This is a genomic window from Streptomyces globosus (assembly GCF_003325375.1).
GTDB classification, from domain to species: Bacteria; Actinomycetota; Actinomycetes; order Streptomycetales; family Streptomycetaceae; genus Streptomyces; species Streptomyces globosus_A.
Map to the genome: position 1 here is coordinate 2,621,774 of NZ_CP030862.1, position 16,784 is coordinate 2,638,557.

The 16,784-nt window shown below is 73.0% G+C and carries 17 protein-coding genes and 1 pseudogene; 10 read left to right on the top strand and 8 right to left on the bottom strand.

All coding sequences use genetic code 11. From position 1 onward, the window contains the following. Window positions 1-13: 13 nt before the first annotated feature. Window positions 14-1,231 (bottom strand): cation:proton antiporter, encoded by a 1,218-nt coding sequence (locus C0216_RS11795; RefSeq protein ID WP_114055225.1) that lies wholly within the window; start codon window positions 1,229-1,231, stop codon window positions 14-16. Between the two features lie 1,207 nt (window positions 1,232-2,438). Here C0216_RS11795 and C0216_RS11800 point away from each other — a divergent pair. The 5 genes from C0216_RS11800 (at window position 2,439) to C0216_RS11820 (ending at window position 6,538) form a co-directional block, all read left to right on the top strand. After that, window positions 2,439-2,768, top strand: a complete 330-nt coding sequence (locus C0216_RS11800) for a MerR family transcriptional regulator (RefSeq protein ID WP_114055226.1) — start codon at window positions 2,439-2,441, stop codon at window positions 2,766-2,768. 213 nt (window positions 2,769-2,981) lie between these two features. After that, entirely contained in the window at window positions 2,982-4,256 is a 1,275-nt protein-coding gene (locus C0216_RS11805; RefSeq protein WP_114055227.1) for an APC family permease, read from the top strand. Window positions 4,257-4,336: 80 nt separating this feature from the next. Next, the gene (locus tag C0216_RS11810; RefSeq protein ID WP_114055228.1) at window positions 4,337-4,651 is read left to right on the top strand and encodes an ArsR/SmtB family transcription factor; all 315 of its coding nucleotides are present in this window, start codon (window positions 4,337-4,339) and stop codon (window positions 4,649-4,651) included. Between the two features lie 34 nt (window positions 4,652-4,685). Further along, window positions 4,686-5,486: an aquaporin gene (locus tag C0216_RS11815; protein ID WP_114055229.1), complete on the top strand. Its 801-nt coding sequence runs from the start codon at window positions 4,686-4,688 to the stop codon at window positions 5,484-5,486. Then, on the top strand, window positions 5,483-6,538 hold the full coding sequence (locus tag C0216_RS11820) for an ArsO family NAD(P)H-dependent flavin-containing monooxygenase (RefSeq protein WP_114055230.1): 1,056 nt from the start codon (window positions 5,483-5,485) through the stop codon (window positions 6,536-6,538). Before C0216_RS11815 ends, C0216_RS11820 begins: the two co-directional genes overlap by 4 nt. A 44-nt stretch (window positions 6,539-6,582) precedes the next feature. On the opposite strand, the gene C0216_RS11825 is transcribed toward C0216_RS11820, so the two are convergent. The 3 genes from C0216_RS11825 to C0216_RS11835 are packed head-to-tail and all read right to left on the bottom strand — an operon-like array spanning window position 6,583 to window position 8,558. Then, the gene (locus C0216_RS11825) at window positions 6,583-7,080 is read right to left on the bottom strand and encodes a GNAT family N-acetyltransferase (protein WP_114055231.1); all 498 of its coding nucleotides are present in this window, start codon (window positions 7,078-7,080) and stop codon (window positions 6,583-6,585) included. Further along, window positions 7,077-7,445, bottom strand: a complete 369-nt coding sequence (locus tag C0216_RS11830; protein ID WP_114055232.1) for an ArsR/SmtB family transcription factor — start codon at window positions 7,443-7,445, stop codon at window positions 7,077-7,079. The genes C0216_RS11825 and C0216_RS11830 overlap by 4 nt, the downstream gene beginning before the upstream one ends. Window positions 7,446-7,469: 24 nt before the next feature. Beyond that, window positions 7,470-8,558, bottom strand: coding sequence for a flavin-containing monooxygenase (locus tag C0216_RS11835; RefSeq protein ID WP_428985420.1), 1,089 nt, complete (start codon window positions 8,556-8,558; stop codon window positions 7,470-7,472). Between the two features lie 97 nt (window positions 8,559-8,655). Here C0216_RS11835 and C0216_RS11840 point away from each other — a divergent pair, with 97 nt between their 5' ends. The 3 genes from C0216_RS11840 to C0216_RS11850 all read left to right on the top strand — a co-directional run bounded on the left by C0216_RS11840 (window position 8,656) and on the right by C0216_RS11850 (window position 11,560). After that, entirely contained in the window at window positions 8,656-10,026 is a 1,371-nt protein-coding gene (locus C0216_RS11840; protein ID WP_114055233.1) for an FAD-dependent oxidoreductase, read from the top strand. 192 nt (window positions 10,027-10,218) lie between these two features. Then, window positions 10,219-10,623: a BlaI/MecI/CopY family transcriptional regulator gene (locus tag C0216_RS11845; protein WP_114058614.1), complete on the top strand. Its 405-nt coding sequence runs from the start codon at window positions 10,219-10,221 to the stop codon at window positions 10,621-10,623. Window positions 10,624-10,627: 4 nt separating this feature from the next. Further along, window positions 10,628-11,560 carry a M56 family metallopeptidase gene (locus tag C0216_RS11850; protein WP_114055234.1) on the top strand — a complete coding sequence of 311 codons (933 nt, stop codon included), beginning with the start codon at window positions 10,628-10,630 and terminating at the stop codon, window positions 11,558-11,560. Window positions 11,561-11,689: 129 nt separating this feature from the next. Here C0216_RS11850 and C0216_RS35310 read toward each other — a convergent pair. The 3 genes and pseudogenes from C0216_RS35310 to C0216_RS11860 form a co-directional block, all read right to left on the bottom strand. Beyond that, window positions 11,690-11,824, bottom strand: a pseudogene (locus tag C0216_RS35310) (IS481 family transposase); the annotation flags it as partial. Between the two features lie 120 nt (window positions 11,825-11,944). Further along, the gene (locus C0216_RS11855; protein ID WP_114055235.1) at window positions 11,945-12,955 is read right to left on the bottom strand and encodes a sporulation protein; all 1,011 of its coding nucleotides are present in this window, start codon (window positions 12,953-12,955) and stop codon (window positions 11,945-11,947) included. A gap of 104 nt (window positions 12,956-13,059) precedes the next feature. Then, window positions 13,060-13,278 (bottom strand): hypothetical protein, encoded by a 219-nt coding sequence (locus tag C0216_RS11860; RefSeq protein WP_046776758.1) that lies wholly within the window; start codon window positions 13,276-13,278, stop codon window positions 13,060-13,062. Window positions 13,279-13,699: 421 nt separating this feature from the next. Here C0216_RS11860 and C0216_RS11865 point away from each other — a divergent pair, with 421 nt between their 5' ends. Together C0216_RS11865 and C0216_RS11870 are read left to right on the top strand one after the other, a co-directional pair. Then, entirely contained in the window at window positions 13,700-15,031 is a 1,332-nt protein-coding gene (locus C0216_RS11865; protein WP_114055236.1) for a hemolysin family protein, read from the top strand. Then, window positions 15,028-16,053 carry a hemolysin family protein gene (locus tag C0216_RS11870; RefSeq protein WP_114055237.1) on the top strand — a complete coding sequence of 342 codons (1,026 nt, stop codon included), beginning with the start codon at window positions 15,028-15,030 and terminating at the stop codon, window positions 16,051-16,053. Before C0216_RS11865 ends, C0216_RS11870 begins: the two co-directional genes overlap by 4 nt. Window positions 16,054-16,157: 104 nt before the next feature. Here the strand turns inward: C0216_RS11870 and C0216_RS11875 are convergent, their stop codons facing one another. After that, the gene (locus C0216_RS11875) at window positions 16,158-16,697 is read right to left on the bottom strand and encodes a hypothetical protein (RefSeq protein ID WP_114055238.1); all 540 of its coding nucleotides are present in this window, start codon (window positions 16,695-16,697) and stop codon (window positions 16,158-16,160) included. Window positions 16,698-16,784: the final 87 nt, after the last annotated feature.

Sequence of the window (16,784 nt, forward strand, 5' to 3'; positions counted from 1 at the left end):
CCCCGGTGCCCCCTCAACTGCCGGTGTGAGCAGCGTCGATGCGCTCCGCGGCGGGCACGGGGACCGGCCCCGGCGGCGCGGGGCGGCGGGTGAGGCGGAGGGCGAGCGGCTCGGTCCACCGGGCGGCGACCGGGCCGAGGACGACGAGGATGAGAACGTACGCGGTGGCGAGCGGCCCGATACGGGGCTCGACGCCGACGGCGAGGCCGGCGATGACGATGGAGAACTCGCCGCGCGCGACGAGGGTGCCCCCGGCGCGCCAGCGGCCTGCGGACCGGATGCCGGCGCGGTGGGCCGCGTACCAGCCGGTGGCGATCTTCGTAAGCGTGGTGACGGCCGCGAGGACGAGGGCGGGGACGAGGACGGGCGGAATGTCGGCGGGGTTCGTGGACAGCCCGAAGAAGACGAAGAAGACGGCGGCGAACAGGTCGCGCAGCGGGGTGAGCAGCGTGCTCGCCCCCTCGGCGACCTCGCCGGACAGGGCGATGCCGACGAGGAACGCGCCGACGGCCGCGGAGACCTGGAGCTCCTGGGCGATGCCCGCGACCAGGAGGGTCAGCCCGAGGACGACGAGGAGCAGCATCTCGGCGCTGTCGGAGGACACCGCACGGCTGATGACGCGCCCGTGGCGCAGGGCGAGGTACAGGACGGCGCCGACGGTGCCGAGCGAGACGAGCAGGGTGAGCGCGCCGCCCGCAAGGCTCACGCCGGCGAGCAGGGCGGTGAGGATGGGCAGGTAGAGGGCCATGGCGAGGTCCTCGATGACCAGGATGCCGAGCACGACGGGCGTCTCGCGGTTGCCGAGGCGGCCGAAGTCGCCGAGGACCTTGGCGATGACGCCGGACGAGGAGATCCAGGTGACGCCGGCCAGCGCCACGGCGGCGACGGGACCCCAGCCGATGAGGAGCGCGGCGACCGCGCCGGGCACGGCGTTGAGCACGAAGTCGACGGCACCGGAAGGGTATTGGGTTTTCAGGCTGGTCACGAGCTCGGAGGCGCTGTACTCCAGGCCGAGCAGCAGCAGGAGCAGGATCACCCCGATCTCGGCGCCGGTGGCGGTGAAGTCCTCGGCGGCGGTGAGCGGAAGGAAGCCGCCGTGGCCGAAGGCGAGCCCGCCGAGCAGGTAGAGGGGTATGGGGGAGAAGCCCACGCGTCCTGCGAGTCGCCCCAGGAGTCCCAGACCGAGGATGATCGCTCCGAGTTCGATGAGTACGACTGTGGTGTGGTGCACGGGCCTGTGTCCTCCGGTGGCGGGTGCGGGGAAGGCGGCGGTGCCTTCGCGGGATCCCGGCGGCGGGGGCGTGCCGCCGGTGGTGGAGCGCGTACGGGTACGGCCGGCCGCGAGCGCGTGCGCCGCGCCCGGGTGCGGCGACGGCCCGGGCGGGGTGTGCGGGGGCTGCGGTCCGGCGCATCAGCGGCCGAGGGGGCTGTGCCGCCGGCGGACGCACCGCTGGGTGACCCGTGTGGGCCCGGCGTGCCGCGCGACGGACGAAGCGTCGGACAAGGGGGGACCGGAAGGCAGACCCCGAGCCGGGAATGTGTCAGAAGCGCCGGTCGTCGGAGTCGCTGCGGCCGATATCGGGCACGCGGCCGCGGGGAGCGTTGTCGACGCGGACGGCCCGCAGGGCACGGTCACTTGACGGGCGGAAGCGCTGATCCGCGGAAGCGGTGGGCAGGGCCGGGGCGTTGCAGTGTCGTTGCACGTCGTCCCCCGTTCTTCTGGCATCGATGGCCGCCGGCAGCGGTCCGCAAAGATGAGCGCCAGCCCGCTCAACGGAGCGTAACGGCTCGGTGAAGGATTCTAGCGCAGGAAGAATGCGGTCAATCTTTCCCAATGACCCGAGCCGCCACAAAGGGTCCCTTCGCGGCGGGGGTCGGGCCGGCGGGTGCCTCTTTCGGGCGGATCCGAAAATCTATCGCGGCTGAAGTAGATTTTCCGCGGCAGTGGGGTTATGGTTTCTCTCGTAACCCAGACAGTCCGCAGGGCCTGGCAGAGACGAACTGCCAGGAGGCAGTACCAGCAGTTGCACGTCCGCAGGACGGTGCGGCGGTGGAGTTCCGAAGCCGGGTTGAGCGTGAGACGGCGACGGGGCTGACCGCCGCACCGGGCGGCTCGCAGTGATCAGGAGCCGCCGACAGCCGCAGGTGCGGCTGGGTCATGAGGTTCAGAGAACACCGAGGGAAGAAACGGAGGAACCGAGCGCCATCAGGATCGCCCGGGTCAGGCAACCGAGCCCGGGTACCGCAGGACATCGACAGTGAGGTGGTCTCCGGTCAAGCAGCCGCGATCCCCGCACCCCCGGCAGACTCTGGGCCGGGTCGGCGGAAGTACAGGGTCGGCGCATTATCAGGGCCGACAGATGGTGTAGTAGTTCCTTCGGGGCCCTGGTGCCGTACGGCGCCAGGGCCCCTCAACGCGTTCCGTGAGAGAGGTGCAGATGACAGCACGCGAATCGTTCGACGATCGTCTCGACGACGACGACTACCCCGCCTACACGATGGGCCGGGCCGCGGCCATGCTCGGCACCACCCAGGGCTTCCTCCGCGCGATCGGCGAAGCCCGCCTGATCACCCCGCTCCGCTCCGAGGGCGGGCACCGCCGCTACTCCCGCTACCAGCTGCGCATCGCCGCGCGGGCCCGGGAGCTCGTCGACCAGGGCACCCCCATCGAGGCCGCCTGCCGCATCATCATCCTTGAGGACCAGCTCGAAGAGGCCCAGCGCATCAACGCCGAGTACCGCCGAGCGGCGGAAGCGTCGGCGGACTGAACCGCACACCGAGGGCCCGCTGGGCCGACCGGACCCCCCGGCTCTCCGCGCGCGGTCGCGGGCGCATGCCGGTCGACAGGGTCCGCACCGCTTCGGATCTGCGAGCGTCGCGCAGCGTGGGGCCGTGGCCATGGGGCCCGGCCGGCCTCGTATATCGTCTGCCGATATCGGAGCCCGTAAGCGTGTCGCCTCGCAGCGCTGAGGAGTGTGCCCATGAGCAAGCCCCCCGCCGCCGCCGCCGGCGTCCCGGAGGAGCTGCGGCGGACGCTCGGCGTGCCCGACGCCGTCATGATCGGTCTCGGGTCGATGATCGGCGCCGGGATCTTCGCCGCGCTTGCCCCGGCGGCGCGTGCAGCCGGCTCCGGGCTGCTGGTCGGGCTGGCCCTGGCAGCTGTGGTCGCCTACTGCAACGCCACCTCCTCCGCGCGGCTGGCCGCCCGTTATCCGGCGTCCGGCGGCACCTACGTGTACGGGCGCGAGCGCCTCGGCGAGTTCTGGGGCTACCTCGCCGGGTGGGGGTTCGTCGTCGGCAAGACGGCCTCCTGTGCGGCGATGGCGCTCACCGTCGGCTCGTACGTCTGGCCGGGGCAGGCCCACGCCGTCGCGGTCGCCGCGGTGGTGGCGCTGACCGCGGTGAACTACGCCGGGGTGCAGAAGTCCGCGCTGCTGACCCGGGTCATCGTGGCGGTGGTCCTCGCGGTTCTCGCCGCCGTGGTGGTTGCGGCCCTCACCTCCGGTGCGGCGGACGCGGCCCGGCTGGACGTCGGCTCGGACGCCACGGCCGGCGGAGTGCTCCAGGCGGCGGGGCTGCTCTTCTTCGCCTTCGCCGGGTACGCGCGCATCGCCACCCTGGGGGAAGAGGTCCGCGACCCGGCCCGCACGATCCCGCGGGCGATCCCGATCGCGCTGGGCATCACCCTGGTCGTCTACGCCCTCGTCGCGGTCTCCGCGCTGAGCGTGCTGGGCCCGGACGGGCTGGCCGGGGCGGCGGCGCCGCTGTCGGACGCCGCACGGGCCTCCGGCGCGGACTGGCTCGTCCCCGTCGTCCGGGTCGGTGCCGCCGTCGCCGCGCTGGGTTCCCTGCTCGCGCTGATCCTTGGTGTCTCGCGCACCACCCTGGCCATGGCCCGCGACCGGCACCTGCCGCACGCCCTGGCCGCCGTCCATCCCAGGTTCAAGGTCCCGCACCGCGCCGAACTCCTCGTCGGCGCCGTGGTGGCCGTGGCCGCGGCGACCGGGGACCTGCGCGGGGCGATCGGGTTCTCCTCCTTCGGCGTCCTGGTCTACTACGCCGTCGCCAACGCCTCCGCCTGGACCCTCACCCCCGACGAGGGGCGCCCGAACCGCCTGGTCCCTGCCGTCGGGCTGACCGGCTGCCTCGTCCTGGCCTTCGCCCTGCCCTCCTCCTCGGTGGTCTCCGGGACCGCGGTGATCGCGCTGGGTGCCGCCGTCTACGCCGTACGCCGAGCCCTCGCCGCGCGGGGCTGACCCGCGCCGGCCGATCAGGGCGCGCCGCCCAGGATCTCGCGGGCTGGCGTCAGCCCCAGCTGATGTGACAGTATCAGTCCATGATGACGTCAGTCGACGCTGATCTGATCCGGGTTCTGGCCGACCCGCTCAGGCTCCGGATCGTGACCCTCCTCGCCGGGGAGACGCTCTGCACCACCCACCTCGTGGAGGAGACGGGAGCGAAGCAGACCAACCTCTCCAACCACCTGAAGGTGCTGCGTGAGGCGGGTGTCGTGGAGACGGAGCCGTGCGGGAGGTACACGTACTACCGCCTGCGCCCGGAGGCCATCGAAGCCCTCGCCGGTCGGTTCGCCGAACTGGCCGAGACCGCGCGTGCGACCGCCGAGGCGAACCTCAAGCGGTCCTGTCCCTGACCCGTCTGCCTCACCTGCCCGAGGAGATCCCGTCTTGACCACCACTGAGCCCGTCGGGGCTGCCGTCCCCGCGGCGGAGTCCGCCGCAGCCGCCGCCGGCGTGCCCCGGCCCGCGCCGGGCGCGACCCCGGCGCGTACCCCGCTGGTCGCCCGCGCCGCCGCCGAGCTGGTCGGCACCGCCGCCCTGGTCGCCGTCGTGGTCGGCTCCGGCATCCAGGCCACCGGACTCACCGACGATGTCGCCCTGCAGCTGCTGGCCAACTCCACCGCCACCGTCTTCGGGCTCGGGGTGCTGATCGCGCTGCTCGGGCCGGTCTCCGGTGCGCATTTCAACCCGGCCGTGACGCTGGCGGAGTGGTGGAGTGCCCGCCGCGGCGGCGCCGGTGTGAACGCCCGCGAGGTGGCCGTGTACGTGCCGTCCCAGATCGCCGGTGCCATCGGGGGTGCGGTCCTGGCGGATGCGATGTTCGGGCAGCCGCTGGTGAAGTGGTCCACCCACGAGCGCTCCGACGCCAACCTGCTGCTGGGCGAGGTCGTCGCGACCGCCGGCCTGATCCTGCTGGTCTTCGGCCTGGCCCGGACGGACCGGCTGCGGTTCGCGCCCGTCGCGGTGGCCTCGTACATCGGCGCGGCGTACTGGTTCACCTCCTCGACGTCCTTCGCGAACCCGGCCGTGACCGTCGGCCGGGCCTTCACCGACACCTTCGCCGGCATCGCGCCCTCCTCGGTGCCGGGCTTCATCGGCATGCAGCTGATCGGCGCCGCGGTGGGCCTGGCGCTCGTGGCGGTCATCTTCATGCAGGGCAGGACCGTACAGGGGCAGCCCGCAACATGACGCACCGCACGGACGTGGTGGTGATCGGCGGCGGCCAGTCCGGGCTCGCCGCCGGCTACCACCTGCGCCGTCTGGGCATCGAGCACGTCATCCTCGACGCCCAGACGGCGCCCGGCGGAGCCTGGCAGCACACCTGGGCCTCCCTGCGCCTGTTCTCCCCGGCCGCCTACTCCTCCCTCCCCGGCCGGCTCATGCCCGTCCAGGAGGGGCAGCTCTACCCCGATGCCGGCCACGTCGCGGCGTACCTGGCGGACTACGAGAAGCGGTACGAACTCCCCGTACGGCACGGCGTGCGGGTCGGCGCCGTCCACCGGGTCGGCCCGGTGCTGCGGGTCGAGGCGGACTGCGGGGACTGGCAGGCCCGCGCCGTCATCAGCGCCACCGGCACCTGGACCCGTCCCTTCCTGCCCGCCGTCCCCGGCCGCCGCGACTTCACCGGCCGCCTGCTCCACGCCGTCCAGTACAAGAGCCCGGCGGAGTTCGCCGGGCAGCGCGTGATCGTGGTCGGCGGAGGGAACTCGGGCGCCCAGATCGCCGCCGACCTCGCCGGTACCGCCGAGCTGACCTGGGTGACCCGGCGACCGCCGCGCTACCTCGCCGACGACATCGACGGCCGGGCCCTCTTCGACCACGCCACCGCCCGGCGCCGGGCCCTTGACACAGGCCGCGCGGACACCGGCGGAGTCGCCTCCCTCGGCGACATCGTCGCCGTCCCCGCCGTCCGTGCAGCCCGAGACGCCGGGCTCCTGGCCGCGAAGCCGATGTTCACCCGCCTCACGGCGACCGGCGCAGAGTGGGCCGACGGCAGCCGCACCGAGGCCGCAGCGGTCATCTGGTGCACCGGCTTCCGCCCTGCGCTGGCCCCCTTCGCCGGCCTGCGCCTGCGGGGCAGCCGCGGACACATCGCCACCGAAGGCACCCGCTCCGTGGACGAGCCGCGCCTGCACCTCCTCGGCTACGGCGACTGGACCGGCCCCGCCTCCGCCACACTCATCGGCGTCGGCCGACCGGCCCGCGAAGCCGCCCGGCAGATCCGGCACCTCCTCACCTGACCGCACCGCCACCTCAGGCGGCTCGCGGCACCGAGAAGTCCGGATCAGCCGATCACGGGGCTGCGGCGCTCCAGAAGGACCACGTCCCTCCACACGCCGCGATGGCGGCCGATGCGCTCGCGAGTCCCGATGACCCTGAAGCCGGCCCGCTCGTGGAGAGCGAGGCTGGCGGCGTTCTCGGGGAAGATCCCGGACTGGACCGTCCAGATCCCGGCCGCCTCGGTGGAGGCGATCAGCGCATCCAGCAGTGCCCGGGCGACGCCGCGGCCCCGGGCGCCGGGGTGGACGTAGACAGAGTGCTCGACCACACCGGCGTAGGCGCACCGGTCCGAGACCGCGCTCGCCGCCACCCACCCGAGCACCGCCTCGTCCTCGTCGAGCGCGACGAAGCGGTGCTCGGCGAGTCTGGCGGCGTCGAAGGCGGCCCAGTCGGGGGCCGCGGTCTCGAAGGTGGCGTTGCCCTCGTCGATTCCCGCCTGGTAGATCGCAAGGACCTGCCGGGAGTGCCCGGGCAGCAGCGGGGCGATGTGCACGGCGCTCACGCCGTTCCTGCCGCGCCGGCCAGCAGCGCGCCCATGGCGGCGAGCACGGACGGCTCGACCCGGTAGTACACCCAGGTTCCGCGCCGCTCGGAGGACAGCAGGCCGGCTTCCTTCAGCTTCTTCAGGTGGTGGGAGACGGTCGGCTGGGAGACGCCCACGTCGGAGATGTCGCACACGCAGGCCTCCCCGCCTTCGTGGGAGGCGACGGCCGAGAACAGCCGCAGGCGCACGGGGTCGCCGAGCGCCTTGAACATCTTCGCCGCGACCTCTGCCTCCTCCGCCGACATCGGGCGCTCGGTCAGCGGCGGGCAGCAGGGCGCTGCGGCCTCGGGCGCCAGGAGCGGCAACACCTTCGCATTCGACATACGTCTATGTTGACACATATCGAACTAGTGGGGGAGGGGTGTCCTCCCGCGCCTGAGGCGGGCGGCCAGGCGGCGGGCGGCCCGCTCTGCATCGCGGCCGCATCCGCGCAGCGAGTTCGAGGAGAGGCTGCGCTGCCACTCCAGTCCCACATATGCCAGCCCGGGATGGCTGAGGGAGGCGCCCGCGCGGTGACGGGGCCGGCCGGAGGCGTCGAGGGCTCCGCGGAGGCCGGTCAGGTAGGGCAGGTCGGGGCGGTAGCCGGTGGCCAGGATGATCGAGTCCACCGCCTCCGTGCTGCCGTCAGCCCAGGTGACCTTGTTGCCGTCCAGGTCGGTGAACATCGGGCGGCGGTCCGGCAGTCCGGCGGCGAGGGCGGCCCGGTAGCGGCCGGGGTCGAAAACGGGCTGGGTGGGAGGTGTGCGCAGTACGCGGCCCAGCGGGGCGGTGTCGATGCCGCTGAGGGTGAGCCAGAAGTGCAGGTCCCGGCCGAGCAGGCTCCTGCGGGCGAACCGCACCGGCGCCCGCGTGGCCAGCGTCGTACGGCTCGTTTCCGCGAGTTCGGCGGCGACCTGGACCGCGGAGTTGCCGGCCCCGACCACCACGACGCGCCGGCCGGCGAACGGGGCGGGGCCGCGGTAGTCGGCGACGTGCAGCACCTGCCCGGTGAACGACGCGAGGCCGGGCAGCCCGGGACGGTGCGGGCGGCCGAAGCTCCCGGACGCGGCGACCACCGCGCCTGCCGAGATGCGCGCGCCGCCCTCCAGCTCGACGCGGAAGCCGTCGGAAGCGGCGGTGACGCCGGTGACCCGCCGGCGGGTGCGGATGTCGGCGTCCAGGTGTGCGGCGTAGCGGTCGAGGTAGGCGGCGACCTCGTCCCGGTGCGGGTACCGGTCCGGGTCGCCGCCGAACGCCAGGCCCGGCAGCGAGCTGAACCGGGCCTGGGAGAACAGGGTCAGGCTGTCGTAGTACCGGGGCCACGACCCGGCCGCCCGGTCCGACGCCTCCAGGACGACCGGCGCCACGCCCTGCCCGGCCAGCGCGTGTGCTGCGGCGAGACCGGACTGGCCGCCCCCGATGACGACGGCTTCCACGTGTTCCACGACGACCCCCATGAATTCGATGAATGTCTATGTTGACGCACATCGAAACAGATGCCATGCTGATCGCACAACCCATCGACAGGTATCGAAACAACCTGGGAGTCGAATCGTGAACGCGCCTGCCACCCCCACCGGCCTACCCGTCGTCGTGATCGGGGCCGGACCCGCCGGCCTGGCCGCCGCCGCCCACCTCGAAGACCGCGGCCTGGACTTCCTCGTCCTGGAGGCGGGCCCGCACGCAGGCGCCGCCACCCGCGACTGGGCCCACGTACGCCTGTTCTCGCGGTGGGGCGAGGTCGTGGACCCGGCCGCCGAGAAGCTCCTCGCCCCCACCGGCTGGGTCAAGCCGGATGCGGCCTCCTACCCCACGGGCGGGGACTGGGCCGAGCTCTACCTCCAGCCCCTCGCCGACGCCCTCGGCGACCGCGTCCGCTTCGGGGCCCGCGTCACCGGCGTCTCCCGCAGCGGCCGCGACCGCGTCGTCGACGCCGACCGCGAGGCCCAGCCCTTCGTCGTCCACGTCGAGCACGCCGACGGACGCGAGGAGCGCGTGTTCGCCCGCGCCGTGATCGACGCCTCCGGCACCTGGTCCACCCCCGGCCCGGCAGGCGGCAGCGGACTGCCCGCGCTGGGGGAGAAGGCCGCCGCCGACCGGATCGCCTACCGCGTCCCCGACCTCAGGGACCCGGCCGTCCGCGCCCGCTACGCGGGCAAGCGCACCGCCGTCATCGGCTCCGGCGCCTCCGCCTTCACCGCCCTCGCCTACCTCGCCGACCTCGCCGAGGCCGACGACGGCGCCGGGACCAAGGCGCTCTGGGTCCTGCGCCGCGGCATCTCCGGCTCCACCTTCGGCGGCGGCGAAGCCGACCAGCTGCCCGCCCGCGGCGCCCTCGGCCTCGCCGCCAAGGCCGCCGTCGACAACGGGTACGCCGAGGCGGCGACCGGCTTCCGCACCGACGCCTTCGAGCGGGCCGAGGACGGCCGCCTGGTCCTCGTCGGCGAGGACGGCCGCCGCCTGGACCCGGTCGACGAGGTCATCGTCCTGACCGGCTTCCGCCCTGACCTGGCGTTCCTGGACGAACTCCGCCTCGGCCTGGACGACCGCCTCCAGGCCCCGCTCGCCCTCGCGCCGCTGATCGACCCCAACCAGCACTCCTGCGGCACGGTCTACCCGCACGGAGTGAACGAGCTGTCCCACCCGGAGAAGGACGTCTACCTCGTCGGCATGAAGTCCTACGGCCGCGCCCCCACCTTCCTCGCCCTGACCGGCTACGAGCAGGTCCGCTCCATCGCCGCCCACCTCGCCGGCGACCGGGAAGCCGCCGAGCGCGTCGAACTCACCCTCCCGGAGACCGGGGTGTGCGGCGGCGCGGGACTCTTCGACGAGCCCGCAGCCGCGGAGGAGACCGGCGGCGGGTGCTGCGCGGCCCCGGCCACCCTCACCATCGGGGCCGCCCCCGCCCCATCCGGCGGCTGCTGAGGCGAGCGGCAGGCAAAGCGGTGCGGGGCCGCGACCGGGACGGGGGTCCGGTCGCGGCCACACGCCGTGCTGCCCGCCCTCCGCCTCGCCCGGACCGCCGGCCGGACTCGGCGTACGCCCCGCGCATCCGCAGACTGCAGGGGGCGGGTGGGTCAGTAGGATGAGGCCGGCGTGTACGGGAGGTTGACGACGGTGAGAGACGACGCGAACAGCGGTGCCGGGCAGGCGTCCCGCCGTCGGGGCCAGGGCGAGCTGGAGGCCCAGGTGCTGGCCGCCGTGGGGGAGGGGTCGGGCCCGGTCACGGCCGGCTGGGTGCAGGAGCGCATCGGCGGCGGTATCGCCTACACGACGGTGATGACGATCCTGACGCGCCTCCACGCCAAGGGCGCCGTCGCCCGGGAGCGGGCAGGCCGCTCCTTCGAGTGGACGGCCGTCGCCGACGAGGCGGGACTGGCCGCGCTGCGGATGCGCAAGGTGCTGGACGCAGGGGCGGACCGGCAGGCCGTGCTGGCGAGCTTCGTGACGGCGCTGTCCCCCGGGGACGAGCAGCTGCTGCGGGATCTGCTGGCGCAGGCGTCGGAAACGGGTGAAGACTGACGGCATGGGGGTTTTCGTCTTCCTGCCGCTCGTACTGCCGTTGACTGCCTGGCCGATTGCCCGGCTGGCCGAGTTCCGGCTCCATCCGCGCACGGCCACGCGGCTGCTGACGTGGACGGCGGTGCTGCTCGCGGTGTGCAGCACGCTGTGCCTGGCGCTGCTGATGGTTGTCGGAACCGCACAGCTGCCGGGCAATCCCCTGCCGGACGGCTGGTCGGATCCGGAGGTCCGCAAGGCGGTCCCCTACGACGAGGTCGCCGGGCGGGTGGCGATCCCGGCGCTCCTCGCCGTCACGGTGTCCTGCCTGGCGGCCGGGTGGCGGCATGTGAGGGTGCGCAGGCAGGCTGCGCGCGCTGTGGCGGGGCTGGCCGGCAGATCGGTGGCGGTGCTGCCCGATCAGGCTGCGTACGCGTACGCGCTGCCCGCCTGGCGGGGTGGCGGGCAGGTCGTGGTCAGCTCCGGCATGCTGGCCGGGCTCACTCCGGGCGAGCGGCGGGCGCTGTTCGCCCACGAGCGCGCCCATCTGGCGTACCGCCACCACCGGTTCCTGCTGGGGGTGCAGCTGGCGGCGCGTGCCAACCCGTTCCTGCGCCCGCTGCGGACGGCGGTGGCCTTCACGGCGGAGCGGTGGGCGGACGAGGAGGCGGCGGCCCGGACCGGCAGTCGCCGCACGGTCGCACTGGCGGTGGGCAAGTCGGCTCTCGTGTCCAGAGGGGCGCCCGGGGCGTCGCTGGCGCACTTCGCCGCCGGGCCGGTGCCGCGCCGGGTGGCGGCGCTGCTGGGCCCCGCGCCCGTTGCGAGGAACTGGTTCTCGGTGTTCACGACGCTGGGCCTGGCCATGTGGACGGCTGCCGCGGGAGTGACGGTGTCGGCTCTGTCGTCGGCCAACTCGGCGGTGACGCTGTTCTTCATCCTGCACGCCGCGCTCGACGCGTAGCCGGCCGCAGATCGATGCGGACTCCTCGATGCCGGCAGCCCGGAGGGGCCGTGCCGTGGGGGCGAGGGCGTCGATTTCGCGCTGCAGGGTTCTCACACCGGGGTTGCGGGCGTGCAGGACGGTTGCACCCCACCGGTCGACGAGGACGTAGGTGTTGGTGCCCTTCGCCTTGAAACGCCGCCGCAGCTCGTGGTGTTCGCCAACCACGCAGCGGGCCGGCCGCAGCCGTCCGGTCTCGGGCAGGGGTGCATTACGGTGGGGCACGAGGGCCTTTCGGCCAGGTGTGGACGTCGCAGTCCACACCGGACCGGAAGGCCCTCACTCGTTCAAGATCCCTCAGCCGAGACCCGGTTCACCCGGCCACGACCTCCCGAGACAGAACACCTAAGCCTCTTCGTCCTCGTCCTCGTCCCCTTCGAAGAAGTCCCCGATCTCGTCGACGGCTTCGGCGGCGACCATGCCGCCGACGACGCCGACGGCGAGGCCGGCCGCACCGGCGGCGACGACGGTGCCCATGCCGGGGCCGGTGCGGTGGCCGCCGTGGTCGTCCTTGTGGCCGTGACCGACCGCGTGCCCGTGGCCGTACGGGTCGTGGCCGTGGGAGCCGTGCGCCGCGTGGCCGCTGTGAGAGGCGAGGAGACGGCTGATCCAGGAGTCGACCTCGGCGTTCCAGTCGGTGTGCGCCGCCTGGTCGTGGCTGACGGTGTACCGGGCGAGGGCGTCGTGGCCGCCGGAGAAGAGGCCGCCGCGCTTGTCCGCCTCGACGACGATCTCCATGCCCGCCGGGTTCGCGAGGAAGGTGATCTCGATCTCGCTCGCCTGGTGGGCGTACCGGGAGGACGGGGTGAGCTCGATCTCCTGGTAGAAGGGCAGCTGCTGGCCGGTGCCGGTGATGCGCCCGTACTCGAGGTCGGCGGACTTGAAGCCGAAGCCGAGTTGGCCGAACGCCTCCAGAACCGCTTCCTGGACCGGCAGGGGCCGGACTGTGAGGGCGTCGAGGTCGCCCTTGTCCTTGGCACCTCTCACGCCGAGTTCGGTGCGCACCCCCAGGACGATGCCCAGCGGCTGCCCGTACAGCTCGGTGACCGGGGTCTCCCACGGCAGGGCGACCGCGAACGGGACGCTGCGGTGCTCGCCCTCGGCAAGGCGGAAGCCGCCCCCGACGGTGAAGCGCTCGAAGACGACCGCGCCGTCGTGCTCGCCGTGGTCGGTCTCGGCCTCGACACGGGCCACGAGTTCGAGTGTGATGTGGTCGATGTCGAAGTCCGCGCGCCCGCCGGTCAGGCGGACCTCGCCGGACAGGGTGCCGCCGGGGACGGCGCCGGCAGGGGCGAGGACCGTGTCCACGGCCGGGCCGCCGACCCCCATCGAGCCGAGCAGTCGCTTGAACACCATCGTGGCGTTCACTCCTTCAGTCATGGTTCACCAAGGCAGGCGCCCCGGCGGCCTGCCGCCGGGGCGAAGAGGGGTGCGCCGGCGGCGCGGGGTACTGCTTCGTACTACTTCGCGGCGTCCAGCGCGGCCAGCGCCTGGGCCCAGCGGGCGAACTTCAGATCGGCCAGGTCGGCGACCGTCTTGATCCCGAACGCTTCCTTCAGCAGCTCCCCCTGCCGCTCACTGACGCCCTTGAGCGCGTCCACCGGCGCTGCGAGGACCTCCGCCACGCTTTTGTCCGCCCATGCCTTGTCCAGCACCTTGTCGAGATCGATCGAAGCCATGAAAGGTCCCTCCCTGAAGAAACGTGCAGTCAACACAGAGATCCGCCAAAAGGTGTCCCTGCGACCGCCGTTGGCGGCGCGCGGGCACGCCGAACGGAAGGTGCGCGAAGATCACCACCAGCAGAATCTACACACATGTAGAAGCATAGAGGTAGTCTGTCCGCCGCAAGGCGCCGTCACCGGATCGGCGCAAAAAGACTCCCCTGCGCGCCGTGGCGGTCGACCGGGCGAAGCGGCCAGCAGCGGATTTACTTGCCCTTTACCATCGGGGGCGGATACTGTGTGTAACCACATGCGCGTCCGGGCCCCGAGGCCCGCCGATAAAGAAACGGAGCAGCAGACCCGCAATGGGTGAACCTCCCAGTCCCTGCCGTGCCACGCCCTGCCCGAGAACCTTTGAGTCGGGAGCGGGGGTGGCACGGTGACCGAGATCCTGCTGCTGCTCCTCGCGCTCGCCCTCACCCTGGCGTGCGCGGTGTTCGTCGCCGCCGAATTCTCCCTGACCACCGTTGAGCGCAGCGAGCTGGAGCGTGCGGCCGCTGCCGGTGAGCGGGGCGCGGCGAGTGCCCTCAAGGCGGCGAAACGCCTGACGTTCCAGCTCTCGGGTGCCCAGCTGGGCATCACCGTGACGTCGCTGGTCATCGGCATGCTCGCCGAGCCCTCGGTCTCGGCCCTGCTGCGTGGCCCTCTGGAGGCGATGGGCCTGCCCTCCGGCGCGGTGTCGACCACCGCGACCCTTCTCGGGGTGGCGCTGTCCACGATCGTGCTGATGGTGGTCGGCGAGCTCGTCCCCAAGAACTGGGCGATCTCCCGCCCCCTGGCCGTCGCCAAGGTCGTGGCGGGCCCGCAGCGCGCCTTCACCGCGGCGTTCGCGCCGCTCATCCGGCACCTGAACAACACCGCCAACCGCCTCGTGCGCCGCTTCGGGCTGGAGCCCGCGGAGGAACTGGCCTCCGCCCGCACCCCCGAGGAGCTCGTCGCACTGGCCCGGCACTCGGCCCGCGAGGGCGCCATCGAGCCGGATTCGGCCGAGCTGTTCGTCCGCACCCTGCACCTGGGCGAGCTGTCCGCGGAGAACGTCATGACCCCGCGCGTGGACGTGAAGGCCCTCGAGGCACACGCCACCGCCCTGGACGCGGCGAACCTGACACTGGCCACCGGCATCTCGCGCTTCCCCGTCTACCGCGACAGCCTGGACGAGGTGATCGGCACCCTCCACGTGCGCGACGTCCTGGCACTGGAGGAGGACAAGCGCGCCCTGACCGCGGTCACCGACCTGATGACCGAGCCCCTGCTCGTGCCCCACTCCCTTCCCGTGGACACCCTGCTCGGCCGGCTGCGCACGGCCCGCACCATGGCCGTGGTCATCGACGAGTACGGCGGCACCGCCGGCGTGGCCACCGTGGAGGACATCGTCGAGGAAGTCGTCGGCGAAGTCCGCGACGAACACGACCCCGTGGAGGTCCCCGACCTCATCGAAGCACCCGAGGAGGACGGCCGCCGCGCCTGGGAGGCCGACGGATCCGTCCGCCTGGACCAGCTCGAGAAGATCGGCCTCGAAGCGCCCGACGGCCCGTACGAAACCCTCGCGGGCCTGATCGCCACCGTCCTGGAACGCATCCCGGTGGCCGGTGACACCGTCACCGTCGCCGGCTGGGAGCTGACCGTGCTCGACATAGACCACCACCGGGCCGACCGCGTGAACCTCACAGCGCCGGCTGCGGACGACAAGACCGAGGAGGAGGGACGATGACCACGATCCAGCTGCTGATCGGCGCGCTGACCCTGGTCACCAACGCCTTCTTCGTCGGCGCCGAGTTCGCCCTGATCTCGGTGCGCCGCAGTCAGGTGGAACCTGCCGCACTCAAGGGCAACCGCCGCGCCAAGGCGACCCTGTGGGGCCTGGAGCACCTGTCCGCGATGATGGCGACCGCCCAGCTCGGCATCACCGTCTCCTCCCTGGTGCTCGGCGCCGTCGCCGAGCCTGCCATCGCCCACCTGCTGGAGCCCCCCTTCGAGGCCGTCGGCGTACCCGAGGCGCTGATCCACCCCATCGCCTTCGTCATCGCGCTCACGTTGGCGACCTACCTGCACATGCTGGTCGGCGAGATGGTCCCCAAGAACATCGCGCTCGCCGCCCCGGCGCCCACCGCCCTGTTCCTCGGCCCGCCGCTGGTCGCCCTCACCCGCGCCCTGCGTCCACTGGTCTTCGGCATCAACGCCTTCGCCAACACCCTGTTGCGCCTGCTGAAGGTGGAGCCCAAGGACGAGGTCGCCTCCGTCTTCACCGACGACGAGCTCGCCCGGCTGGTCAAGGACTCCCGCGACGCAGGCCTGATCGACCACGAGGACAGCGACCGCCTCCAGGACGCCCTCCAGCTCGGCACCCGTGCGGTCGGCGAGATCATGATCCCGTGCGAGCAGTTCGTCAGCGTCGGCGAGGGCATCACCCCGCGGGGGCTGGAGCGAACCGCTGCACAGCACGGCTTCTCCCGCCTGGTCGTCACCGGGGCGAACGGCGAGATCCTGGGCTTCCTCCACATCAAGGACGCCCTCGCCGCCACCGACCGCACCGCGCCGTTCCCCCGCAGGGCACTCCACACGGTCACCAGGATCGCCGAGGACACGCCCCTGGACGACACCATGACCGCCATGCGCACGGCAGGCACCCACCTCGCCGCGGTGACCGGCACCGGCGGCGGCGTCATCGGCTTCGTCACCATGGAGGACGTACTGGAGGAGCTCGTCGGCGAGGCCGCCGCACCGAGCGCCTGATCCCCTCCGGGAATCCAGCCGTGGCCGGCCCCGAGAGGGTGCCGGCCACCGGCCTTTCCCCGGGCTCGTGGGTGCCGGCGCCGAACCCCGGACACGGGCACCTGTCAGCGGTGGACGAGATCCCGGGCTATGCAGAGCAGGATCCCCAGCGGGACTGCCCACCGGGCGTACGGCGTGTCCGTCAGAGTGCGGCCGACCCGGACGGACGGGCGCAGCCAGGGGTGGAGGGCCAGGGCGGTCAGGGTGTCGGCAGCCTCGCCGGCGTCGTCCGGGCGGCCGAGCAGCCTGCTCAGCCACGGCGGCCGGAACAGCCCGCCCATGGGCTCGCCCGCGGGCCCGACGAACTCCAGGAAGCCGTCCCGGCGGGCCTCGGCGTGGCTGATGGCCGACCAGGGCATGACGGCCGTGGACCACATCCGGTTGAACCGGATGCCGTCACCGTCTGCGGTGATCCGCCACAGGGCCAGCCGGCAGGCGACCCAGCCCGCCACCAGCGAGGTCCATGCCGCCGCGACGAGCCCGCCGACGCTCGGGTCGGCCAGGCTTCCGCCCGCAGGCGGGATGGTCGACACGACGAACACCGCACACCACAGGGCCGCAGCGATCCGCGCTGTGCTGCCGGCCCTCCAGACCAGCGGCTCCATCGGCTGATCCGTGGCGGCGGCGAGGGCATGCGCGCGCTCTCGTTGGGCGAGCCGTATCCGGCGGGCCCAAGCCCTGCGCGATACGGT